We start from the raw sequence: 25,460 nt of genomic DNA on the forward strand, positions 1-25,460 counted from the left end.
TATTACTCAACCATAAACAGATTCGTGATAAAGTGTACTGTAGAAAACACGGGTATGGATATTCTATGAAACGAGCGGGCTTTTTGTCAGTACTTATATTAGCCACAGCACTGACCGCGGTACTATCGACCTACTCCAGCGTCACCATGAGCAGCAACCTCAACCTGCCGAGCCTGGGTGATAGCACGTCGGGTATTATTTCCCAACAGGAAGAGCATGAGCTCGGACGGTCATGGTTAAAAGCCCTGCGCAATCAGACCCCCATGGTTTCTGACCCGCAACTGAAAGACTACCTGGAAAACCTTATCTTCCGACTGGCCGCTGCCAGCCAACTGCAAGATCACCGGCTGGTCCCGCTGGTGATTGACAGCCCGGTCCTGAATGCTTTTGCCGCCCCGGGCGGCATTGTTGGCGTCAACACCGGCCTGTTTCTCAATGCCGAAACCGAAGCCCAGTTTGCCGCCGTTCTGGCACACGAACTGGCACACTTGAGCCAGCGTCACTACGCCCGCAATGTTGAAGAGGCACGGAACAAAAGCATCCCCAATGCCGCCGCCATTCTTGGGTCCATACTGATCATGGCCACCGCAGGGGGAGATGCCGGTGCCGCAGCACTGACCTCAACCGTGGCTGGAATGCAAAGTGCACGGCTTCGTTTCAGTCGCCAGTTTGAACGGGAAGCGGATAACATCGGCATCACCACCCTTGCCAGGGCCGGCTTTGACCCACAGGCGATGCCTGAAATCTTTGAACAAATGAACAAAGCCAGCCGCTACGGCAGCCGTCCTCCAGAATTCCTGCTGACACACCCGGTGACAGAAAACCGTATCGCAGACTCCCGGGCACGGGCTGACCAGATGTCAGACCAGCAGTTAAAAACTATGAAAGGCTCACAAAACTACCAATTCATGCGAGTCCGTGCCGCCGTCCTGAACAGCAACAACCATCATGAAATGGCCAGACAGCTGAACAAGGAATTAGAGTCCGGATTAACCGCCACATCAGCAGCCAGCCTGGCTCCCACTCGGTATGGTTTGGTGCTGGCCAGCATGAAAACCCGAAACTTTACGGTCGCAGAGCAGCAAATGAATCTTCTGCTGCAACAATACCCTGATAACCCTTATCTGATTATGACTCAGTCCCTGGTCCAAGCCGCCTCCGGAAAAGCCAGCCAGGGTCTTAAACGCATCGACCAGGCATTGAGTACCAACCCACAAAGCTACCCGCTGCTGGCCACCCGGGCAGAAATTCTGCTGCAACAACAGGATTATGCCAGTGCCCGGGATGAGCTGCAGAAACTCAGCCGCCTCCGTCCGGACGATCCGGACATCTGGTTTGAGCTGGCGGAAGTTCAGGGGCTGGCAGAAGACATTGTCGGCCTGCATCAGTCAAGGGCTGAGTACTTCTTCCTGAATGGCAATCTGGATGATGCTATCAGACACCTGCAGTATGCATTAAAGATGTCAGGGGATAACTTCTCGCTCAAATCAAAACTTCAGCAAAAGCTGACGGATATGCAAAACTATCGCCAGAAAATGAGAAATTCATAATCAATATCCAGAAGACGCTCCTGCCTGGTCCTGAAAAATGGCTCCAGGGCAGGCCGCTGCACGGTGACTTTTAGCTCAGATAGCACTGGTATTTTTTTCATTATCAAGCAACGATTTTTCTTCTTTCAGAGGGAGAAGGAATCCAGCTGCCCGGCTATTGCCGTGACTGAGTTCACCCCGTCAGTATGCCCTTCAGCGTCGACACACATAGCCGCTGCCTTGAGATCCCACACCTTTATGGTCTTGTCTTCAGAGCAGGAAGCGAGCAGCCCATTGGGCAATTGCGTGACTGAGTTCACCCAGCTTTCATGCCCATTCAGCGTCGCCACACATTGCTGCCCATCGGGCATGCTCAGATCCCACACCTTTATGCTCTTGTCACCAGTGCCGTCACCCAAATAGACATCATGATAGCTACCAGCGCAGGAAGCCAGCCGACCATCGGCCAATACCGTGACAGATTTCACCCATTGGGTATGCCCATTCAGCGTCGCCACGCATTGCTGCCCGTCGGGCTTACTCAGATCCCACACCTTTACGGTCTTGTCAAGAGAGCTGGAAGCCAGCCGCCCATCGTCAAATGCCGCGACAGATGTCCCCCATTGGGTATGCCCATTCAGCGTCGCCACGCATTGTTGCCCGTCAGGCTTACTCAGATCCCACACCTTTACGGTATGGTCACCAGCGCAGGAAGCCAGCCGCCCATCGGGCAATTGCGTGACTGAACTCACCCCCTCGGTATGCCCACGCAGCGTCGCCACGCATTGCTGCCCGTCGGGCTTACTCAGATCCCACACCTTTACGGTTTTGTCAGTAGCGCAGGAAGCCAGCCGCCCATCGGCCAATGGTATGACTGAGCGCACGTGATAGGAATGTCCACGCAGCGTCGCCACGCATTGCTGCCCGTCGGGCTTACTCAGATCCCACACGTTTACGGTCTCATCATCAGAGCAGGAAGCCAGCCGCCCATCAGGCAATTCCGTGACTGAGTAAACAATGCCAGTATGTCCATTCAGCGTCATCACGCATTGCGACCCATCGGGCTTGCTCAGATCCCACACCCTTACGGTTTCGTCAGCAGCGCAAGAAGCCAGCCGCCCATCAGCCAGTGGCGTGACTGACATCACCTCGCCAGTATGCCCAGACAGCGTCTTCACACAGGTTTGCGAGGCATCATTTCCCAGAGAAGCCAGGTATTCATTGCTTACGTATCTGCCACAGGCAAGTCGTAAAAAAGGGTTCTTGATTTCATTGTGTGGAAGAGCAGGTATCCCCCTGTTTTCAATTATTTTTCTATAGGCTTCGGAGGGAGATCCATAATATCGAACGAATAGGATTTTCAGCCTTTCTTCGGTGTTAAAAAGTGTATTTAACCGCCTGCTGGTCAAATCCAGGCTTCGCCAATCAACAAAACTCAGATTGTCAGCAATTTTAATCAGGAGTTCATCGGGTAATGCCAATAAAGGCGACACCTGTTCCGGGGGAACAACCGAAACCCTCTCTGACGTTTTTACTCCTGCCTGATTGTGACACGGGATTGTTCTACCGCAGCTGTGAAGGGAAAAATTAGCATTATCACCAATCTCAATCTTATTGTTCATAGAACCTCTGACCGTTAACGACTCTGGAGTTTATTTCCAAGTATGAAGTAATGAATTCAAGTTATAAGACTCTGTCCGATCTTTGCCCTGATAAATAGTTAAGCAAAATTTTGCCTCCGGAAGACGCACGAATTTAACTGCACAAGCTTTTCCCGTTAATTGGACAATATTTTCTTCAGACTCTGGAATTTAGATGACAAAGAGTTTGGAACTATCCAATGAAAAAACAGTCTGCACAATGGCTACTAACGTTTATATAAAGTAGGAGGTCAAGGTCGAATATGCTCGTTCGATGCGTCCCAAAATCTGATTCAGAAATCGACAGAATGATGAACCAGCATGGTGATTTTGATATTTGTCCGGCCAGTGCCAATCTGGAAAAAGACCCCAGACATAAATCAGTACCGCTAACCAAGCCAAATTCCCGTAGCACCGCCCCGGGACATTATCTGGAGGCTAAACTTGAGCCAGATGTCGCTGGCTTTTTTCTTCTTACCTGCAATGGTCCGGGTTACACCGTCATCCCACTGAACCCTGGCAAGCGTCTTTATCTTGTTGATGAGCACAAGGGCTTTGTGCAGGGTTTGGACCTGGTTATCAAGACGCTCCAGGAGCGAGATATCTGGGTCGTGCGAAGCTGGCTTGATGTAACCCGCAAAATAGATGCTATTACTGATCCGAAAGAGCGGCGCATTAAAGATGATTCCTGCTGGATGGACCCGACGATTTGGTATGAAAATCATTGCAACGCCGGACGCTGCTCGCTGCCCAACACTACTGCTGATCGATACCAGACTTTTACCGAGCACAAGGGTGAATCTGGACTATGTCGTATGTTATTAAACACCCCCGAGTTGCTCCGCCACTATGTTGATGAAGGCCTGTTTTTTTCCGGAAGCTATGCCTGTGATAAAGCAGCAGACAAATCCCTGCTGCAAACTCAGGCCGCAGCCCCGGGGGTCAAAGGGCTTGATGAGCGATTAACCTGCGCTTTTTGTCTGAAGAATTCACGCTTTGTCGCGGCCGGGATAACCGAGACTTTTCAAAAAGAACAGAAAAACCCTATTAAGGCAGAGAATATTACCAGAAGTTATCTGAAAACGGGGGTGCTGCAGAGGGATGGACTGCACGACTCTCGTTGTTTAAGAAACCTCTATCGCGACAAGCCTCTGGTGCAGGTAATCGATGCTGAGGGCAATGTCAGAGCCACCCAAATTTACTTTATTGCGGACCCCGTACAGGAAAGCAGATCAAATGAGCCTGATAAAATGGATCGATCCTGTCCCTACCTACGGGTGTTTGTGCTCCATCCCCATGACAGACAAAAAGCAGGCTCCCTGTTTGCCTCCCACAGGGAGGCAGCTGAAATCATCCATCAGGAGAACAATAGAAAGCTGAGGGAAATGATTAACAGTTCAGCCCGGGAGGCTTCTTCCGTCATCATTGATTCAGGGAGAAACAGGCTGCTGGAATTGCCTGACCATTCCAGAACCGTCGGGAAGTTTAAAAAGAAGCTGGACAAAGCCACTTTGGCTTTTCAAGTGCAATATGCTTCATCAGCCCTTTGCCTGGAGCTGGAATCTTATAAGAAATTATGGCAACAGCTGCCTGCCCCCCAATCCCCGACAGAACAGGTTGTTTCTGATTTTTTAGTAAACGCCAACAGGGCATTCTGCCAGCTGTACACATGGAGTCACCTGATGGGCGAACTGATATTGCTGAGAAACAATTTCAGTAGTCATTTGCATTTCGTGCTTAAACCCATCATTCAGAAAGTAGCATTACGACGTCTGCGAGCCCGGGATTATCTTCACCAAAGCATCATTAAGCATTCATCACCCCCTCATCCAGCCTGGCCGTTGAGTATGACCCGGCTGGCCACCCCGTTTTCCTGGGAGAAGCTGCAAAGTGGAGATCCCTGCTTTCGTCAGATCAGCGAGAGAGGCACCGAAATATTGGCGCAGTTGCAAAAATTGACATTCAAGAACATTTCACAAGGCAGGTAACAGACTTTGGGTGAGAATTGCGGATGCTGCTGCTTTCAGAACAAAGCCCTGTACCTGGACGATAAATAACGCCATTTGACCTCAAAATAATTATCAGGCTCACGTCATCCTTGGGAACTATCCGCCATCTAAACGGTCAGAAAAAGATGAATATTAACTAAGTCAAAAATTAAGAAGGACTCTAATAATGCCCAAGTTCTCCTTTACTAATTCATCAGCCACCAGAACATTTACACTGGAGTGCAGCTTAACATTTATCCGCAGGACAACTAACCGCAGGACAAATAGCAATCCTGATTCGCCCCCCTCTGGAACACACCCGGAGACCATTCGAGTCAATTTCAACGGTAAGCGGGTTCGCGAAACAACGCCTACAGGAAATCTCCCCACCGTCCAACCCCATGAATCTTTTACCCAGACCCTCTTCCAGAGAATTGCCCGGTTTTCTCCTTTTGCCAGGGAGGCGGCCTACACGCCCTGCCTTGATATCGATTTAGATGACGATGAAACTACATCTGAAAATGCCTCTGAATCATCCTTGCCCTTTCCCCAATTACCATTCAAATTACCTCTGGATGATGGACAGGAAATCAGCGTGGAGGATTTTCAGTCGTTATTCCTGTGGGCATGCTCAAACAATAATGCAAATGTCATCAACCATCTGGCGCAAGCCGTGCCTTCTTCGACGTTTATGCGCCTGACAACAACGGGTGCAGGCGAAAATCCTGCCTTAAATCCTTTTGCAAGGGCGGCCATATCGGGTAATAAGAAAGTTTTAACTTATCTGTGTGCAACTTTTCCCGATGCCAGAATACAAAAACAAGAAGCGCTACACTGGGCAGTGAAGAACAGACAATCGAAATCAGTAGAGATTCTCTGCAAAGAAGGTAAAGCTAACCCGGACTCGCCTTGCCCGAAATCGCTTTACCCGGACTCACTTTACCTGGAGTTGCTTTACCCGAATGGCCTGACAGCGCTACAGAAAAGCATGGAAATCGAAGATACCGATACAATGAGGGTACTATTATCGGCTGGAGCCAATGTCAAAAGATTTTATCATAATATCGCCAGTTCCTATTTTTATAAGGCCTTTAAGCAAGGCAATAACGATATTATCAGTATGCTGATCAGTGCCGTTCCAGATGTCAATAAGCCAATCATTACAGGCGGCATTCGACTGCTCCACCTGGCTGCCTGGTCTGGCAACCTGGAAATGATCGACCATCTGATAGAACGCAATGCCAGGATAAACCAAAGCACCGGTCGGTTGAATGGCAGCGCTACTCCCATGCATTTTGCAGCCTTAGAGGGCCACCTGCAGGCAATGTTCAAGCTTATCGACAATGGTGGCAATTTGGATGAAGGCAAAGCCAACATTGCCGGCTTTTTCTGGCACGAAGAGGGCACCTACCCCTCCACTGCTCCTTCGGCTAGACAAGATCTGCTTGAGAAAATGCCCTTCTGCCTATTTGGAGGTACGCCACTGGAACTATGTGTAGGGATACCACTTACATCGAAAGCTGAGTCACAAGCTGAGTTACAGGCCAGCTTGATAAATCACATGGAAAAACACAGGAAGAACTTATAAAACAATGCCTGGAGGCCATTCATTCTCGGACGACCTCCTCGGAAATCGGGAAGATAATTAATGTTAACCGGCCGCCGTAAAGTCCAACATGCGTTGTAAGGGCTTCAGTGCCTTATCCCGCAACTCATCACTGACTTCAATGACATTCAGGTCACCCGGAGTTTCCAGACATTCCAGCAGAGCATCAAGGGTATTCATTGCCATCCATGGGCAATGGGCACAACTGCGGCACGTGGCACCACTGCCTGCGGTGGGAGCCTCTATAAAACGTTTCTCAGGTGAAGCCTGCTGCATTTTATAGAAAATCCCACGGTCTGTAGCCACAATGAATGCGCTGTTGGGCATGTCCTGAGAAGCTTTCAATAACTGACTCGTCGAGCCCACCACATCAGCAATCTCAACCACTGAGCCAGGGGACTCCGGATGAACCAGCACGGCGGCATCAGGATAAACACGTTTCAGGTCTTCAATACCTTTCGCCTTAAACTCTTCATGAACAATACAGCTACTGTCCCAGAGCAGCATATCGGCACCGGTATTTTTTTGAATATAGCTGCCAAGGTATTTATCCGGCCCCCAGATAATGGCTTTACCCTGGGCATCAAGATCTTCGATGATATCAAGCGCACAGCTGGAGGTTACTACCCAGTCTGCCCGTGCTTTTACGGCAGCAGACGTATTGGCATAGACGACAACTTCCCGGTCAGGGTGTTGATCACAAAAAGCGGAAAATTCTTCCACAGGGCAGCCCAGGTCAAGGGAACACTCCGCTTCGAGGGTCGGCATCAGCACCCGCTTTTCCGGGCTGAGAATTTTGGCGGTTTCCCCCATGAAACGAACACCAGCCACGATCAGCGTGTTGGCATCGTGCCGGGCACCAAAGCGTGCCATTTCCAATGAGTCGGCAATAAAGCCACCGGTCTCATCAGCCAGTTCCTGAACGACAGGATCTGTATAATAGTGGGCAACCAGAACCGCTCCCCTCTCTTTCAGGAGCTGTTTGATTCTGTTTTTTTTGGCATCCTTCGCAACCGGATCCACCGGTAATGGAGCCTTCTGCAAATGGCCCTGAACGAGCTCTCTGTCTATCACTGCATTCATAAAGCTTGCATCCGGCAAAGCACTTTACCCTTCCAGGATGAACTGTTTCACGGCAGGTAAGTGTCTGCAACTTCCTCTATCAATCAGCCATGAGCCGAAAATATTACGTTACCGCTCTCCCCACAATGGCAGGAAGTCCAGCTCCGCACTATTTCTGCACCGCCATTTTCTAAAAAAAATGTGGCAGTATTCTAACACAGCATCAGCACTAATAATAATTATGGTGAAGAGGTAAATAAGAGGGTTTGGCAGGAAGTGGTGGGTCGTGTAGGATTCGAACCTACGACCAATTGGTTAAAAGCCAACTGCTCTACCAACTGAGCTAACGACCCAATCCGCGAAATTATACGCGCCAGAATTCGTTTTACAAGTGATTCGAGTTAAACCGCAATGCGATAAGTCGTCGGGTCATCAACCCCTGCTTCAATAAACCCCTTTCGCCGGTAACAGCAACTATCACAAACACCGCAGGCAGCACCGTATTCATCGGCCTGGTAGCAAGAGACTGTCATCCCATAATCCACCCCCAGCCTGACGCCTTCAGAAATTATTTCAGACTTGGTTAAATTCAGCAGTGGTGCCCTGATCCGAAAAAGATCACCTTCAACGCCAGCCCGGGTGGCAAGATTCGCCATATCTTCAAATGCTTTCAGGTACTCCGGGCGACAGTCAGGATAATTCGAGTAATCAACGATATTGGCACCAATAAAAATATCACGAGCCCCCAGCACTTCTGCCCAACCAAGAGCAAGAGAGAGAAAAACTGTATTCCTTGCAGGAACATAAGTGACCGGAACCTGGCTCTGGGCCTCCTTGAGGGGATCGCCGAAATCCGGGACTGCAATATCATCATCGGTCAGCGCTGAACCGCCTATATCAGTCAACCCCAGTTTTAACACCTTGTGTTCACTAACCCCCAGGGCCTCAGCTAACTTGCGGGAAGCCTCAAGTTCACAACGGTGACGCTGCCCATAATCAAAACTGACCGAGTAACATTCGAATCCCTGTTCTAAAGCCATCGCCAGAACGGTGGCCGAATCCAGCCCTCCGGATAATAGGATTACTGCTCTGTTCATCTGCAATACCTTTTTATGAAACAAGAATTAAACTAGTGCAGCTAAGCGCTGTTACCCATACTGTTCGTCCTGAGCTTGTCGAAGGGCGAAAACTCCGGACTCTGATAGATCGTGCCAAGCACCCTTCGACTCCGCTCAGGGTGAACGTGGTGTACGGGTAATATCGCTTTTCTGCACTAGACACCAGGCTGATCACCCCAGATCATCCGGTGCAGCTGTAATTGAAATCTCACCGGCAGCCTGTCTTCAAGGATCCAACCTGCCAATACCCGGGCAGACAGGGTGCCACTGACCGGAGAAAAAAGAACATCGGAAACCCTGTTCGCCAGGTCGTATTGGATCAGTTTGGAGACTGACCATTCATAATCGCCGCGATCGGCAATCACAAATTTCAACTGGTCTTGTCTGGTCAGAAAACCGATATTTTCATACAGGTTACGATGGGACTCGCCTGAGGCTGGAGGCTTCAAATCCATTACCTTGACCACCCTGGCGTCAACCTCAGAGAGACTGATTGCCCCACTGGTTTCAAGAGAAACCTCATAACCCTGGTCAGCCAGAAGAGCCAGCAACCCGTGGCATGCTTTCTGGGCCAGTGGCTCGCCTCCCGTCACGGTGACGTATCCGGGGTTATATTCTGATACTTTGTCCAGGATTTCTTCAGCAGATAATAACTCTCCCCCCTTAAAGGCATACTCCGTATCACACCAGCGACAACGGAGGGGACAACCGGTTAAGCGCACAAATACCGTAGGCAAACCGGTGGTTCTGGTCTCTCCCTGCAATGAGTAAAATATCTCGGTAATTCTCAGCATTGAGGATGACTGCCATCAGGTATCAGGAATCGCCCATGGTTCTCAAATAAGTATCAGAAAGCCTGGCTGCCGAGCTATCAGGATATTGCTGAATAACCAGCTCAAGAAGTCTCTTTGCCTCTTTCTGATTGCCGAGCAAGTCGTGCACTCGCCCAAGCTTATAGCTGGCATCCGGAACTTTTGGACTTTTTGGAAACTCATTCAAAATGATCTGGAAGGAGACTTTGGCGGCATCGTAATGCCCTTGAGCCATATCAACTTCACCGAGCCAATAATGGGCATTGTCTGCGTAACGACCTTCAGGGTAGGTTTTCAGCTGCTCCTGGAGTGCGTTTTTCGCTTTATCAAACTGTTTGGAGCGAATCAGGTCAAATGCTGACTGGTAAGCTGCTTCCTCAGCTTTCAAAGCCGGTTGGTTGTTTTTTTCTGCCGCCTCTGCCACTGGTGCGCTCACCATTGGTGGCTTTACGTTGGCAACTGGAGCCGGGGGCACGGACTGATCTTTCAATCGAGAGATTCGATCATCAAGGTCAAGATACCTGTCCCGACCTTCCTGCTGCAGTTGCTCAATGCGAAAGGCCTGCTCTTCCAGCTGCCCGCGCATTTCCATCATTTCCTGTCGAAGCTGATCAATCGTATTCAGCAGATGAGCCGTACCATTGTAATCAGCATCACTATCCGATGAGGATGAAATCGTAACAGGACCATCTGAGATCTGACTGACAACCGTTTGAGATTGAGCTGAAAGCCCCAGAGGTCTCGGTTCTTCAACCGGGGCTGCGGCAATTGCCACGCCATTCAGAGCACCAGCAAGCAACACTGGAAGAGCCAGCCCCGACATCAGCTTTGGGTTAGTGTTTCCTCTACGCATTTATCCCCCGGACGAAAAATGATACCAGTCGTATTCTCCTTTATCACCGGGCTGCTTTCCAGCAAGCTTACCGGGAGAGCATCAAGAATATGACTGGTATTATTGCTTACTCAGTAACAATTACCGCACGACGGTTCAAAGCCCACGCACTTTCACTGTGCTCAGGATCCAGAGGCTTCTCAAAACCGAAGCTGATTACTTCAACACGGTTAGCTGCTACACCTTTAGCGGCCAGGTAATCCATCACCGCTTTGCCACGACGCTCACCCAGGGCCAGGTTGTATGTACGGGTACCACGCTCATCAGTATGACCCTGAATGACGATATTTTTCATGTAACCCATATCAGAAGTCAGGTAGGCAGCATGCACATCCAGAGCCTTGTATGCGTCATTATCCAGCCTGGCACTGTCAAATGGGAAGAAATAGGTGTTCTTCTCCAGAAGCGCCTGAATCTCTTCCGGAGACTCATCAATTCGGCCACTGTCAATCACTGCCTGAACTGCAGGATCCAGAACTGGCTGAACTTCAACCAGCACCTCTTCTTCAACAGTAACAACCGGTGGCTGGATTTCTGCTGTAGTTGGCTCTTTCCTGGAAGCACACCCTGCCAGCCAGAGAGCGGCTACAGCCATAGAAGCCGCTTTAACAACATTGGCGATTTGCATTTTTAACTCCAATCATTCTCTACGGGATTTCAAAGATTTGTGCAGTACACTATCAGAACTGAAGTCACCCGACTAGCCCGAATAGCAAGGGATGGTGAGGTTTCCTCAGAGAAAGGGCTACCGGAAAAAAGCAGTTTAAACGAGCATAGCAGCAAGTCGGAAAATCGGCAGGGCAAAAGTGACTGCCTGCGATCTGCTTCACAGAACTTCAGAGCGGTCACCCTGCCTGTACGTTACCTGAGTTCAATAGCCGGGCCCCATGCAGGCTCCCGGACATCACCCTTGGCAGAAGGCAATCGCTGTTTCACCCGCCCATCAGCAGAAACTATTCCCAGCTCGCCATTCTTGCCACCCTGTACAGAATAGATCAGTCTGCGCCCACCCGGGGCAATACTGGGAGAATCTTCCAGGCTGGATGACGTCAGCAGCCGCAGTCTATCGGTATCCAGGTCGAGCACCGCGATGTTAAAGTCTGCAGCTCCCTCCCCTTTATGCACCAGAGCCAGGGACTTACCATCCGGAAAGACCTTGGCCCGGGCATTGAACCGCCCTTCAAAGGTTAGACGACGGGGCTTGCCTGTTGTGATAAATTCACCATCACTTTTACGGCTGACCTCCTGCTGATAGACCTGAGGACTCCCACCCCGGTTTGAGGTAAACACGAGACTGTTGCCATCTGGCATCCAGTCCGGTTCAGTGTCTATGGCGTAATGAGTCGAGACATTACTGATTTTGTTCGTTGCCAGATCAAGAATATAAATGTCCGGATTACCATCCTTGGAAAGCACCATGGCAATGGATTTACCGTTCGGTGCCCATACCGGCGAGTTATTCAGCCCTTTAAAACCGGTCAGTTTCTTGCGAATGCCCGTTGCCAGTTCCTGCATGTAAATGGCAGGGCGACCCTGCTCGAAGGAGACATAGGTAACCCTGGTTCCATCTGGTGACCAGCTGGGCGATAAAATAGGCTCGCTGGAGCTGAACACCTTCCTGTTACGTTTACCATCCGCATCGGCATAATTCAGCTGATAATCGGTTCTTTCAGCGTCGTGCCTCTGGGCGGTTACGTAGAGAATCCGGGTGGAAAAATCGCCCTTCAGGCCCGTGATCTTTTCATAGACAACATCGCTGATGCGATGGGCCATCTCACGAAGCTGGGCACTGTTTCCGGTAAATCCCCCCTTGGCAATGCGCTTTCCCCTGACAACATCATAAAGCTGATAGTTCACGGTGTAACCTGTGCCCCTGTGTGTCACCTGCCCTGTTACCAGGTAAGAGACCCCAAGCAACCTCCAGTCACGATAATAAACTTCCTGTTCACTGGCCGGGAAGCTGAGCATACTGGTTCTTGGCAGCGCCTTGAACAGACCGCTGAGTTTCAAATCGTTATCAATGATTGCCGCCGGGTCTTCCGGCAACACTTTCCCCCCTGTCCAGCTGAAGGGGGAAACTGCCATGGACACAGCCTGGTCATTTCCCTGGGTGACCTCAATGACAAGCTCTGCCTGAGCACTCATCCCCCAGAGCAGACAGTAAAATAATAAACAGGTTTTGAATAAGTGCCTCATTTAACCAGATCCTCGGGCCTGAATCGGAAGGTAATTCGTCGGAAGTGTTGTTCAAAAATTCGCCGCTCAAGATCCTTCAACTCCGAAAAGGGCGACGCTCGGCGTATAGCCTGAATAACGGAGCGATCAAACTCATCATTACCACTGGACTTCAGCATAGTAATATCCAGCACATCCCCAAAGGGAGAAAGACTGATTCGAATTTCTGCCACCATGTTATTGCGTGCACTGGGCGGCCTGCTCCAATACCGGGAGGTCAGGTTTTTAATCAGCGCGGCATATTGTGCCTGCAGCAGCTGGTCATGCTCAAGCTGCTGAGCAGCTGCCAAAGCCTGTTGCTCCATTGCCATGGCTTGCTCAAGCGCTTGCTGCTCTTTGCGCTTTTGCTCCTTTTCCCGCTGACGCCTCTCCAGCTCCTGACGTTCCCGGGCAGCTTCTTCCTTTTTGCGAAGCTCATCTTTTTTTCTTTCCTCTTCCCGCTTCAAGGCCAGGGCTTTCTGCCGCTCCTGCTCCTTTCGCTGCTGTTCCGCTTTTTTGCGCTTTGCCTCTGCTGTTTTTTTGGCTTCTGCCCGCCTTTTTGCCTCTTCTTTGCGCTTTTGTTCCACCTGACTCTGCGCAGGCTTCCTGACAGTTTGCGGCTTTGCCGCCGGTTCAGGCAACGATACCAATGCGGCGCTGATGGGCACCGGCGGTGCTATTTTTGGATGGGCGTCGGCACTCCAGTTGACTAAAAGCACACCAAACATCATGAGATGAAGAATCAGAGAGAGGGCTACAGAAAATCCATAACCTTCGGTCACCCTTGATATAAAGGCTGGAAAAGCAATATTAAACCATCTCTTCATCTACCGCTCTTCCATGCCAACCGCCACCGGATCAGTGACCAGCCCAACATGACTGATACCTGAGTTTTGCAGGCCAGCCATTAATTGAACTACTGATCCATAGGCAACGCTGGTGTCTCCTTGAATCAACACTTGAGTACCGGGTCTGGCACTCACGACCTTACTGACTTTCTCTGTCAGGGACGAAAGATTCACGGCTTTGTCATGGTCAGATCCGACGTCCATATAATAACTGCCATCCGCCTTGATAGAGATGACCAGGACTTCTTTATCTTCTGGCAGAGCAATATTATCGCTACTGGTTTTGGGCAGCTCAACTTTCACGCCCTGGGTCATCATGGGCGCAGTGATCATAAAAGCGACCAGTAGCACCATCATGATATCGATAAACGGCACCATGTTTATTTCAGACATGGGTTTACGACGACTTCTTATCTTTGCCCCACTTATCATCGGTGACATTGCGGTAAGATCCCTTTATGTCCGGCTGTAAACTTTACGGTGAAGGATACTGGAAAACTCATCCGCAAATATCTCGTAATTGGACACCAGGGCTTCAACCCTTGAAGCATAGCGGTTATAGGCGACAACCGCCGGAATAGCGGCAACCAGGCCAACAGCAGTGGTCAGCAAAGCCTCGGCAATGCCCGGTGCAACCGAAGCCAGGGTTGGCTGCTGAACCACCGCCAGCCCCCGGAAAGAGTTCATAATACCGACAACTGTGCCAAAAAGACCAAGATAAGGGCAGGTAGAACCAACGCTGGCAAGAAAGGGAAGGTTTCCTTCGAGGCGCTCCTGCTCCCTGGAAATGGCCACCCTCATGGCCCGCTGAGCACCTTCCATAACCGCATCAGGATCAACAGTCCCCTGGTTTCGCAGGCGGGTAAATTCGGCGAAGCCGGCTTTAAAGATGTGTTCCACCCCTGAGCCGGACTGTTCATTTTGTTGCACTTCCTTGTACAGCAGAATCAGATCCATTCCCGACCAGAAACGATCCTCAAACGCAATCATGGCCTGCTGCGCATTTCTCAGCAGGATTCCCCGCTGGAAAATTATCATCCATGAAACAACCGATGCAGCTACCAGTAACAATAACACCAGTAGCACAATCCAACTGGCGTTACCCACCAGAGCCCATAGAGACATGCTTTCTGCCACCGACAACCTCTCTACCCATCAATTATGAAGTCGAAAAAGGACTGATCATAACACCAAAAACCACAATGGGGATCAGAACCACCCGATAAAGGTCCAAGGTAATTGTATCCCGTGAATAACTGTTTGATAGCACGTCAGTGAGGGAGATCAAATCAGATTTACACACACCCTACAGTAGGACAGTCTTAAGTCAGACAGGCTCCTAGCCAGAATGTTCCACTAAAGCGTTATAGAGTGTCTCCAGCCCCATAACGTCCAGTAGCTTGCACAGCTCAATAACTTTTTCAGGGACGGTGCCATAACCCGGCTGCACTGACCACCCTTCGGCTTTTTCTTCCAGTGTTTTCAGGTCACCGATCTCAAGCAGGCGCTGCAAAACAGTGACCATTTCCTGCTGACAAACGCCGGAGAGCGGCAAATCAGGAGACAAGCCGTTATCATTTTCCAAATGGTCATAAATACAATTAAACAGTTCATCAAAGCGCACGGGTTTGGCAATAAAACCACAAAAACCGGAATCTGCAATTTGTACTCTCGCCTGTTCTGACACACTGGCAGATACGGCCATAATCTTAATGGATGGGTGTCGGCCGATACGGTGAATCGCCCTGGCAGCATCAAAGCCATCCAGGCCGGGCATTCTGAGATCCATCAAAATAAGGTCATAGCGAGTGGTTCTGCATTTTTCCACCGCTTCCAACCCTCCCTCTGCTGCCTCAACATGAAAAGATTTGGACTTAAGGGCCTTTACCAACATATCTCTATTATTAATGCTATCGTCAACCACCAGAATTTGATGTTGATTAAAGTGCTCTGGCTGTAAATCAGGTCCGCCGTTTCCCGGGGGTAATTCGGCTAACACTTTTCTGCTTTCCCCTTGGCTAATCTGATAGGGAATACTGAAATAAAAACGACTCCCTTTGCCAGGTTCACTCTCAGCCTGAAGCTCTCCCCCCATGGCTTCCACCAGACGATAACTGATAGACAGCCCCAAACCGGCACCGCCACATTCCTGCCCTTTTTTTAGCTGGGTGAATGGCTGAAACAGCTGCGCCAAATCCGATGAGACAATCCCCACGCCACTATCAAGCACTTCAAACTGAAGCTTGTCACCTTTGACAAACACCTTTAGATAGACACTGCCAGAATCAGTAAACTTGACGGCATTGCCAATCAAATTGATCAACACCTGGCGCAGTTTGACATTATCAGCAACAATCTCCAGTTCTACATTGGGCAGAATATCCAGCAGTAAGTTCAGGCCTTTGACTTTCGCAGTTTCGCGAAAATTGGCAAACACCATATCCAGCGTCACCTGGATATTAAAAGGCACCACCCGGGTTCTCACAATGCCGCTTTCAATCTTGGTGATATCGAGAATGTCATTAATCATGGTCAAAAGATGCAAACCACAGGCCTCAAGGGATGACAGACTTTCCCGGTATTTATCGGGAACATCTCTGTCAGCCAACAGCAGCTGGGCATAGCCAAGGACGCCATTAAGCGGGGTCCTCAGTTCATGGCTGATATGTGACAGGAATAAGGATTTTGCCTTGCTGGCCTTTTCGGCCGTTTCTTTCGCCTTCAGTAGCTCGCCTTCGATTCGCTTTCTCTGGGTAATGTCACGAAAGACAATGGAGATCAGCAAACCATCGGCTGTGGTCAGCACGTTGCTGGATATTTCCACTGGAAATCCATGGCCATACTTATCAACCCCACGGGAGAGCCTTGCCTCCAGGCAATGGCTATCGATGTCATCGGAGTCGAGTTCCTTCAGCAGCATCAGATCTGATCGGTACTCAGGGTCAATTAACAGCGCTAATGGCAGGCCCAGTAAATCACACTCATGATAACGAAAGAGATCTTCGACCCTGGGATTTACCAGGGTGATGACACCCGCCGTATCGGTGATAACAATGGCATCCGGCGAACCGGCTATCAATGCCTTGAATTTTTCCGTATCACGAACAAGGTGGGTAATATCATTTCCCATACACTCAATGCTATCGAGCTGTTGACCGGTGTTTTTCTGGGTGAGAGAGCTTTTATTGGCGTGCCCCGCACAACCCACTTCAATACAGCGTATGGAACCGTCTTTATGGAAAAATTCCAGTTCAAATGTTTCCTGCCAAACCCCTTTTGGCAACTGCTTCAGGACGCTTCTGAAGGTATCGTTAACCACCGAATCCGTTAAAAAACCCTGAATTTTTCCAGAAAACTCGTCTTCGTCGAAACCCAGTACTGAAGTAATTGATGGACTGACATAGGTAATATCCCCGGAAGTGGCCAGATGAAAATAGAAATAACGTCCTCTTAACTGCTGGACAAGGCTGGCCATATTTTGCGCCCGGGCTTTTTGCAAAGCCTCTTCCCGGTTTAACAGTCGTTCCTTTAACCGGATAAAGCTCCGGTTCAGGCTAACCGCTTCATCCTTTGAATCCTGGAAATTATCACTTGAATCACTGGGCAGAAAACCAAAGGTATTCATTTCACGCTTTAATTCATTCAGGGGACGCGTAATCCTGCCAGACACACCCCATAAGCATATAATGGCTAACACCATGGCCAGGCCAATCAGGCTTGCGCTTAAAAAGGCCTGTTTATACACCGGCTTCATGATGTCAGTTTCCATGATGCTATAGCTGAAAAACCAACCGGTGGATTTAACAGGCACAGCGGCAGACCACTTGTAGCTGCCCCTGGTTAGAATACGGACACTGACCAGCCTGCCCTCCTTAACAACATTGTGCAAAACATCTTTCATAAAGCCGCACGGCTCATCAGGCCTGGAAGGTTTAATCGGGCTGTACAGCAAATGCCTGAACGAACCGCCATTCTCTGAGGGAAAATAGAGTTCGCCACTGCCCTCACAAGGCCCAAGCCGTGAGAATTTTTCAATGGTTCTGTACTTCAGTAGTGATATGCCATTGGCGTACACAATGTGTCCGAAAGGGTCGGCAATAATCAGGCGAACCCGAAAATCCAGGTTTATCGGCATATTGACCAGCTTGGCGGCATCCAGATCGAGCCTTAGGAAGCGGCTCCGATGGTTATCATCCGAAACCCTGACCAGAAAGCTGGTATAAAACACCGGGCCGGTTAATTCAGTATTAACATACCAGTCATACTCTAAGTTATTGTTGATTGACAAATAGATTTGATCAGGAATGGAGTAATCTGAGTCCTGGTCTCCAGAAACAAATTTCTTCACCATCCAATCAAAATAAACAGACTCTTTACTTTTTATCAACACCCCGCCTTTCTTTTCAAAATCGACAATGGATAACGATTTCACATAGGGCATATCTCTGAATATTGAAATAACTTTTGCAGAGAGGTCATGATAAGAAATCTCACTGGCAGACAGGGATAAAGCCTTGCCAGCCAGGATCACTTTACTCATTCTTGTATCTACGGATGCTGCATATCGCAACGTCTCGTTGAGATGCCTTCTACCGATTTCTTCAGAGGCCGTCCGAAAGGTAAAGTATAGAAAAACAAACGTAATGATACTGTAGAACACTATCGCTGGTAGCAGATTAAACAGCGTAATCTTCTGACGGATAGATGTAGCCATAACACCATATTACATCCGGAAATATTTCATAGGTACTGCAGCCGTGTTTATCAGACAACCATCATCCAACATGCCCCACATTATCGATCACTAAAGAATCTCCCATGGGGTTCATTCAGGCACTCCATAGAACTCCTGCTGACGGGATCCCCGTTGATAAGAGAAGTATATGGTATACTGACAGATACTGATTTCAAGGCTAGATCTTTCACAGAACCAATGCGGTCTATTTCTTTGAAAAAGCCCTCATCATAACCGCTGCATACTCTGACGACTGGCGTATCATGCAGCAGAAAATAACCCGACCTGTACCCATACCCACCCTCGATAAACATAAAATCCGGTTTGGAGGATGACGTTTCATTAATACTTGCCTTAATCTTTTCCTGAAGCATATTCATGTTAAGCTCACTGGTAAAGTTCATGAATGATATGTCATTGCCATTTCTATCCTTCGTGAGACGAAGCATCCAACGAGCATACTCTCTGGTATCTTCTGAAGGTAGTGGCATCATCAGGTACACTCTTGGAGAGTGCTCCCGACCAAATTCATCTTGTATCATATCAACATAACCACGAAGCCATGGCTTTAATCGAGTCATGATACTGGACGACAATTTCATTTTGATAAAGACACGCTCAACATCCCGCTCTACCTTCCTGGTTTCTGCACAGCTGCCCGGGAGCCATACGACGAGCTTCTTAAGGAAATCCTCATCAGAGAGATTCTCACTATTTTCATTTCCCAGACTTCTTTCTTTTCTGATTTCGTATAATTCTTTCAAACCCCGAAGCACTTTTTCAAAAAATAACTTTTCACAACCATCCTGGCATGGCATGTAGGTAACCGGTAATGAGCAATTTAGCTTACTGGCCTGCTCTCCTTTGTCCTTGACGAAGATACTGGACCATGGGGTTTCACTGACATTGCCAATCAGATAGGAATTCTCCGGCTGACGATTAACAAGTATCATTGTGTCCATTGTCAAATTCTCCAGAGTATCATGAAATGCCTCAACCCCTGTGCATTCTTCCAGGCGAAGAGATTTATCCTGACACATAGACCGCCACTGATATAAAGCCGTTCGAAATTTCTTATCACGCCCATGAAAAGGCTCAACCAGGAGCACATCCACTTTTTTACCATAAATCCTTCTGACCAGTCGTTGAAAGCAAGGTATGGTGATCATTAGAGAATCACTGGTTTCGTCAAACTCGGCATCCAGCAATAACTGACGACTTAATCCCAAAACACTATCAACGCTATCGCCCTCTATGGGTTTATAGCTATGAATAGCTTCCCATTTTTTTAGCCAGGCAAAAGCAGATTCATTAAACATATCCTCTTTAGGGCAAGTAGTTGGAAAGAAATGAATAACATCACCCCTTATAGCCTTATTCATCATTGTTTCGTATTCAATTTTGGATAAGATATCTTCTTTATGGTCATCAACACCATTGCCATTCAACTTCTTCGATGATTTCTCCGCAAGACTCTTTTTTATTCGCTTCATGTGTCCAAAAGCCGCATCAGACAACTGTCGAAGCAACTCCATTCTTCTTGATAAGGGTAATGATTTTATCTTTTCTGATTCAGCCGGATCAGTCTTATCTACATACTGATCAAAATCAACCAGGGGGTTTTGTATATACCGTTCAAATAAACTCGATACAACTTGAGAAAACCGCCCCCCTGAAGACGCGTCTTCATTGTAACTGAGGCTTTCCATAGTCATTTCAGAGTCTGAGAAAAAATGGCAGGCACACCAGGATAAAAATCGATCATCTTCCGCCAGCAAAGAGGACACTTTGCTGACCACATCCCGCAGGGAAGAGGTTTCCTCTTTATGTGAATCATGACTGACCGACTCTCTTACCAGTCTGGATTGTATTTTTTCAAGTTGACGAAGATCATTGGTCAGCATCACCAGCACAAACAATTTTGACATCTGTGGATCTTCAGACATTTTGGAAATAAATTCATGGCGCTCCTTAATCCATTCCATCATAAATTGATTCCCCGGCAAAATCTGTCCATCGATGGTAACCGTTGCCGGGGCAACATCAAGATAAATAAGCTGATGTTTCTTCCGGTCATAGGCAAAATTTGCAAAATTACCATCAATAACACATTTGATTACCCAGCCATTACCTTTCTCCTCGATCATCTTGTTAAAACGGTCACACCGGTCTATCAAATCCAGAATGCCTTTAATGATTTCAAATTTAACCTCAGGTTTCTCATTAGGATCTTTCAATATACACTCAACCATCTCTTCCTGATCGTATTTCCTCTGTAATCCTAACACTGTCACCTGGTCCTGTTCATAAAACTCCGGTTTCATTGAATCGCCATTAACATCCATTGCTTCCATCCTGTAATGGTAATCGGACAAGACCGGTTCATCGCAATCTTCTCTGGGCAGGACGGGCAGGTAATCAAGATTATTGAAAGCATCGGACTCTGATGCACTGTTTCTTATCCTCCTGACCCTCACTGGATAATTAGAAGCAGCGACACCATAGGAAACATTCTTTTCTGGTAAATCAAATTCATAAACCTGATCAGCACCAATCGCACCATCCCGATACGGCACCGCTATGTATTCTATAGGACTCAGTGCAAACTTGATTTCTCCATTTTTTCCCAGCAGGGGGTCTGTCATCACACAGGAACACATTCTCTGTGTACTACACAGTGTCCTGATGGTTGCTCCAGAAGCAGCGTGATTCATGCTGTGCATGATTTTCTTTGCTGCCAATTTGTTAAACTCTGCATGGGTAAAGACACATTGCGCAATTCCTGAACCAAGATATTCACCGACAAAGCCATTTTTCTCAGGCGTAGTCTTCCTGGTATTTCTGACAATGGGTATCGACTTCTGGCGTAGAAGATCCCTGTTGGTTTTATTGTTTATACTGCCATCCGTATTTCTTTTCAGCTTATCCCTGGTTGATTTGCACTCCTTTTCGACATCAAATATTTCATCAAGATCGGGTTCAGGACAGTTAATAAACGGAGCTTGCAACTCAATAAATAATTCTCCTTTTTTCAGAGTTGTTACAGGGACACTGCAGGAGAAATACAGTTGATTCCTGTCCTCACTTCCTGTGACCAGCCGATAGTTGGCAATATCAGAAATATTCTGATCCTCAGGAATATTTTTCCGAAAGCGAATCAGGAAATTCATGCTGGATTTTTCCTCAAATGGATCCAGCAGTCTTACTCGATTAATCAATCCTGCAAACGCCCTGTCATCCTCAGCACCATCCAGTTCAATGTAGATACCATCAGGACTATACATTGGGTCAGTAACACGATCAAAGTTATGGCGACCAAAGGGATCTTCTTGATCGGGAATAATATCAGGGGTTAACAGCGTCACCGCATGTGAATGTTTCAGGTGTAAATACAGTTTATCTACATCATCCCTTGCATAAAAGCTCACCTCGTAATAAGAATTCAACGCGAGATTGTTGCTGTCGAACAACGCAACAAATTTCTCCATGACCGGATGAAGATCACTGCATAAAGATGTGCTGCCATCCTGAACTGAATGACGGGTGAACCCTAAACTTTTCGCAAACCCCATCAACACGGCCAGGTCTTCAAGTTGACTGAGAGTACTGTAATCTGATTTCGGTCTCTTGATCCCCCTGTGAGGCCAAATGACATCAGATGACGATAAACGACTTTGCGTAGCTTCAGACGTTAACCACTGAATTAACTCAGGACGCTCAACCAGACGACATCCCCTGTCTTTTACCCCTGCCAGTCTCCCCATTCCATTGTGATTAATCAATCCTTCTATCAGGTTCTCATTGAAGACATGTTCGCCTACTGTAAAAGGGATAACACGTCTTTTGATGCCGGCAGCAGTTTGTACCTCTCCTGTTGGATACTCTGACTCTGGTCTATCAATTTTCGAGCGTACCTGCATCCCGTAGGAAGTTTCAGGCGTTCCAGCTGGGAGCATATTATACATCCTGTCTGTTTAGATAGGGCCGGACTGTGGCCTGTTGAAGTTGAGTTGCATACTGAGGGTATCAGGTACTCCTGTTACGATATTTCCAAATGCCGTAAGGATAAAAAAAGAGGACTGACAGGTCCTCCGAGCATGAACTGAAGTCTAGTTCATAATACAACCTGAACAGCCCCTAGGGGTAATCATAGCCAAAATGTAGATAAGCGCTCTTAGTTAATACCCTGCCTCTGGGTGTTCTCATTATATAACCCTGTTGAATCAGGTAGGGCTCAAGCACATCTTCAATGGTGTCCCGCTCTTCACTGATGGCTGCGGCAAGGTTGTCCACGCCCACTGGACCTCCATCAAACTTTTCAATCATGGCCAGTAACAGTCGACGGTCCATATGATCAAAACCGCTGGCGTCCACATCCAGCATATTCAGGGCAGCGTCTGCCAGTTCACGGGTTACCGAACCATCGCCTTTTACTTCCGCGTAATCCCTGACTCTTCGCAGCAGCCGGTTGGCGATACGGGGTGTGCCTCTTGAACGGCGGGCAACTTCATTGGCCGCCTCGCTATTCATCGGCACTCCGAGAATACCAGCAGAACGGAGCACAATGGCACTGAGATCCGCCACATTGTAGAACTCAAGCCGCTGAACAATGCCAAACCGATCCCTTAAAGGTGAAGTCAGCAGCCCTGCTCGGGTGGTCGCGCCGACCAGGGTAAAGGGTGGCAGATCCAGTTTGATCGAACGTGCCGCTGGGCCTTCACCAATCATAATATCCAATTGATAATCTTCCATGGCCGGATAGAGCACTTCTTCAACGGCCGGGCTGAGACGATGGATCTCATCAATAAACAGGATGTCATTAGGCTCAAGGTTCGTGAGCAGGGCGGCAAGGTCTCCGGCTTTTTCAATCACTGGCCCGGAAGTCGAACGGATATTACTGCCCATTTCATTGGCAACAATATGGGAAAGCGTTGTCTTGCCCAGCCCGGGCGGACCAAATATCAACGTATGATCCAAAGCATCACCACGCTTTCGGGCCGCCTGGATAAATATCTCCATCTGCTCCCTGACTTTTGGCTGCCCGGTGTACTCACGCAACCGGACAGGTCGAATGGCCCGATCCTGGGCCTCTTCACTCGGGCGCTCACTGGCTGATATTAAGCGATCCGCTTCAATCATAATTTTTTCCGGGAATGATGTTAAATCATACTTCTTAATGCCTGCCTGATCAGTTCTTCACTGGACAGACCTTCTACTTTAATCCGCCCAATCACCTTGCTGGCTTCCTGAGGCTTATAGCCCAGGGCAACCAGGGCACTGACGGCTTCCTGTTCAGTATCCGCGGCCTGTTTTTCCAGGGCCTGCCCCAGGGGCGTTCCAGTCAAACCATCAAATTGCGCAGCAGAGCTATCCCATGTTGACAGTTTGTCTTTTAACTCCACGATCAGGCGTTCCGCGGTTTTCTTGCCAACCCCGGGTAATTTCACCAGGGTAGAACTGTCGCCATCATGGATACAACGTACAAATACAGACGCTTCTATTCCGGAGAGCAGTGTCAGGCCCAGTTTCGGACCCACTCCATTCACTTTAATCAGAGTACGGAAAAGCTCTCTCTCCCGGGCGTCGCTAAAGCCATAGAGCAGCTGTGCATCTTCTCTAACGACAAAGTGCGTATAAAGCGTTGTCTCAACACCAACCTCTGGCAGACGGTAAAACACCGACATCGGCGCTTCAACTTCATAGCCCACCCCACCAGCCTCAATCAGCAGGTATGGGGCTTTTTTTTCCAGCAAAATACCGCGAAGTCTGCCTATCATATTCAGTATCTCTTCTAACGACTTAACTACTTAATAACCGACGATTTCTTCTGCCCGTTGCTCCGGCCATTCGCACCAGGCTTGCCCGTGTGTGGGAGTGGCACAATGCCACTGCTAACGCATCAGCGGCATCGGCCTGAGGGGTTTTATCCAGCTTCAGAATTGAAGTAATCATGTGCTGTACCTGGGACTTTTCCGCAGAGCCCTTACCCACCACCGCCTGTTTCACCTGTCGTGCCGAGTACTCTGCAACTTCAAGCCCATGATTTACCGCGGCAACAATCGCCGCACCACGGGCCTGCCCAAGCTTCAGGGCAGAGTCGGCATTGCGTGCCATAAACACCTGCTCAATACCGACAGATTGCGGACTGTACATTTCAATCACCGTATTGATACCCTGAAAAATTTGGGCAAGTCTTTCTGGCAGTGGCCCATCCTGAATTCGGATACAGCCGGATGCTACGTATTTACATTGGGAGCCAATTTCCTCAATGATTCCATACCCGGTAATCCTGGACCCGGGATCAATCCCCAACAATATGGCCATTCCATTTCTGTTCCAAACCTGTCGTTAAAAAGAATACTGTATATACATACACGTTTCCAGCATTACAATTTTGAAACACGGCATTACCAAAACAGGCTACGAAACTCAGCAGTTGCGACTTACCCTTGAACATGAGTTTTGGGGAGCCAGCCTGCCAGATGAACCATCAAATGAAAACATTACTGATCATTGCCAGTGTCACTCTGGTGCTGTTTCTAATCACACTGGCCTTTAATCTTTAATGGAAGCCTAAGGCTCCCTGATAATTGTTTTGTCTGTGCTGGCCGAGTTATAAATAAAATCGGCTTTGACAAACTTCCTGTCTGAGTTTTCCAGCAGTTCTTTCGATGGTTTTCCTTACTATCAGTCGCCACACAGGCGTCAATACCTGCCTCATCCGGGCATGGGGGTCGGCAAAACTGAGTTATTTTTTTGTCGTCTATTGGCTTGTCCGGATTCAGTGCCAGCTCTCGTTCTTCAAGGTTTTTTTTGGCCTTCTGGATTTTTTCCAACCGCTGCTGTTTGAACTTCAGATCTCCCGGGATACCGTATCCGGTCTCCTGTCGGTATGCCTCATCTTCCTCTTTGTCATTGGTTTCAGCCTTTTTTATCAGGGCTCCCGGGGGGCTGTCCGAGAATAAACTGCCCTACTGCGGCGGCAGCAAATTGGTCTAAAAAACCCATTGTTGATC

19 protein-coding genes and 1 tRNA gene are annotated in these 25,460 nt (G+C 48.5%); 4 read left to right on the plus strand and 16 right to left on the minus strand.

Annotated elements, in window-relative coordinates; genetic code table 11:
- On the plus strand, positions 1 to 1,550 hold a 1,550-nt coding region (locus ACO6V1_RS06125; RefSeq protein ID WP_422466198.1), incomplete at its 5' end, for a M48 family metalloprotease.
- A 125-nt stretch (positions 1,551 to 1,675) separates the two neighbouring features.
- Here the strand turns inward: ACO6V1_RS06125 and ACO6V1_RS06130 are convergent.
- Complete coding sequence (locus ACO6V1_RS06130; RefSeq protein WP_422451066.1) at positions 1,676 to 3,151, minus strand: F-box/WD repeat-containing protein; 1,476 nt, start codon at positions 3,149 to 3,151, stop codon at positions 1,676 to 1,678.
- Between the two features lie 326 nt (positions 3,152 to 3,477).
- Between ACO6V1_RS06130 and ACO6V1_RS06135 the strand changes: the two genes are divergently transcribed.
- Together ACO6V1_RS06135 and ACO6V1_RS06140 are read left to right on the plus strand one after the other, a co-directional pair.
- Positions 3,478 to 5,157, plus strand: coding sequence for a hypothetical protein (locus ACO6V1_RS06135; RefSeq protein ID WP_422466199.1), 1,680 nt, complete (start codon positions 3,478 to 3,480; stop codon positions 5,155 to 5,157).
- Between the two features lie 595 nt (positions 5,158 to 5,752).
- Complete coding sequence (locus tag ACO6V1_RS06140; protein ID WP_422451062.1) at positions 5,753 to 6,745, plus strand: ankyrin repeat domain-containing protein; 993 nt, start codon at positions 5,753 to 5,755, stop codon at positions 6,743 to 6,745.
- 63 nt (positions 6,746 to 6,808) lie between these two features.
- Here the strand turns inward: ACO6V1_RS06140 and nadA are convergent, their stop codons facing one another.
- The 15 genes from nadA to ruvC form a co-directional block, all read right to left on the minus strand.
- Entirely contained in the window at positions 6,809 to 7,846 is a 1,038-nt protein-coding gene (nadA, locus tag ACO6V1_RS06145) for a quinolinate synthase NadA (RefSeq protein WP_422451061.1), read from the minus strand.
- 256 nt (positions 7,847 to 8,102) lie between these two features.
- Positions 8,103 to 8,178, minus strand: a tRNA-Lys gene (locus tag ACO6V1_RS06150).
- 48 nt (positions 8,179 to 8,226) lie between these two features.
- Positions 8,227 to 8,922 carry a 7-cyano-7-deazaguanine synthase QueC gene (gene queC, locus ACO6V1_RS06155; protein WP_422451060.1) on the minus strand — a complete coding sequence of 232 codons (696 nt, stop codon included), beginning with the start codon at positions 8,920 to 8,922 and terminating at the stop codon, positions 8,227 to 8,229.
- Positions 8,923 to 9,098: 176 nt separating this feature from the next.
- Positions 9,099 to 9,737 (minus strand): 7-carboxy-7-deazaguanine synthase QueE, encoded by a 639-nt coding sequence (gene queE, locus ACO6V1_RS06160; protein WP_422462440.1) that lies wholly within the window; start codon positions 9,735 to 9,737, stop codon positions 9,099 to 9,101.
- A 22-nt stretch (positions 9,738 to 9,759) separates the two neighbouring features.
- The gene (ybgF, locus tag ACO6V1_RS06165) at positions 9,760 to 10,608 is read right to left on the minus strand and encodes a tol-pal system protein YbgF (RefSeq protein ID WP_422462438.1); all 849 of its coding nucleotides are present in this window, start codon (positions 10,606 to 10,608) and stop codon (positions 9,760 to 9,762) included.
- 106 nt (positions 10,609 to 10,714) lie between these two features.
- Positions 10,715 to 11,275, minus strand: a complete 561-nt coding sequence (locus tag ACO6V1_RS06170; protein ID WP_422451055.1) for an OmpA family protein — start codon at positions 11,273 to 11,275, stop codon at positions 10,715 to 10,717.
- Positions 11,276 to 11,508: 233 nt separating this feature from the next.
- Positions 11,509 to 12,843, minus strand: a complete 1,335-nt coding sequence (gene tolB / locus ACO6V1_RS06175) for a Tol-Pal system beta propeller repeat protein TolB (protein ID WP_422451054.1) — start codon at positions 12,841 to 12,843, stop codon at positions 11,509 to 11,511.
- A complete protein-coding gene (locus ACO6V1_RS06180; RefSeq protein WP_422462435.1) occupies positions 12,840 to 13,688 on the minus strand; it encodes a TonB family protein in 849 nt (282 codons plus the stop codon). The genes tolB and ACO6V1_RS06180 overlap by 4 nt, the downstream gene beginning before the upstream one ends.
- Positions 13,689 to 14,150 carry a protein TolR gene (gene tolR / locus ACO6V1_RS06185; RefSeq protein WP_269674966.1) on the minus strand — a complete coding sequence of 154 codons (462 nt, stop codon included), beginning with the start codon at positions 14,148 to 14,150 and terminating at the stop codon, positions 13,689 to 13,691.
- Positions 14,151 to 14,165: 15 nt separating this feature from the next.
- A complete protein-coding gene (tolQ, locus tag ACO6V1_RS06190; protein ID WP_422451051.1) occupies positions 14,166 to 14,834 on the minus strand; it encodes a protein TolQ in 669 nt (222 codons plus the stop codon).
- Between the two features lie 214 nt (positions 14,835 to 15,048).
- Positions 15,049 to 18,423 carry an ATP-binding protein gene (locus tag ACO6V1_RS06195; RefSeq protein ID WP_422466201.1) on the minus strand — a complete coding sequence of 1,125 codons (3,375 nt, stop codon included), beginning with the start codon at positions 18,421 to 18,423 and terminating at the stop codon, positions 15,049 to 15,051.
- An 80-nt stretch (positions 18,424 to 18,503) separates the two neighbouring features.
- Positions 18,504 to 21,185, minus strand: a complete 2,682-nt coding sequence (locus tag ACO6V1_RS06200) for a hypothetical protein (protein WP_422466202.1) — start codon at positions 21,183 to 21,185, stop codon at positions 18,504 to 18,506.
- A gap of 1,396 nt (positions 21,186 to 22,581) precedes the next feature.
- Positions 22,582 to 23,583 carry a Holliday junction branch migration DNA helicase RuvB gene (gene ruvB, locus ACO6V1_RS06205; protein WP_422451046.1) on the minus strand — a complete coding sequence of 334 codons (1,002 nt, stop codon included), beginning with the start codon at positions 23,581 to 23,583 and terminating at the stop codon, positions 22,582 to 22,584.
- A 20-nt stretch (positions 23,584 to 23,603) separates the two neighbouring features.
- A complete protein-coding gene (gene ruvA, locus ACO6V1_RS06210; RefSeq protein ID WP_422451044.1) occupies positions 23,604 to 24,221 on the minus strand; it encodes a Holliday junction branch migration protein RuvA in 618 nt (205 codons plus the stop codon).
- Between the two features lie 22 nt (positions 24,222 to 24,243).
- Positions 24,244 to 24,768, minus strand: a complete 525-nt coding sequence (gene ruvC, locus ACO6V1_RS06215) for a crossover junction endodeoxyribonuclease RuvC (RefSeq protein WP_101746360.1) — start codon at positions 24,766 to 24,768, stop codon at positions 24,244 to 24,246.
- Positions 24,769 to 25,115: 347 nt separating this feature from the next.
- On the opposite strand from ruvC, the gene ACO6V1_RS06220 reads away from it, so the two are divergent.
- Positions 25,116 to 25,409, plus strand: coding sequence for a hypothetical protein (locus tag ACO6V1_RS06220; RefSeq protein WP_422451042.1), 294 nt, complete (start codon positions 25,116 to 25,118; stop codon positions 25,407 to 25,409).
- Positions 25,410 to 25,460 lie beyond the last annotated feature (51 nt).

The sequence above is a fragment of the Endozoicomonas sp. ALC013 genome (assembly GCF_049310205.1).
GTDB lineage: Bacteria > Pseudomonadota > Gammaproteobacteria > Pseudomonadales > Endozoicomonadaceae > Endozoicomonas.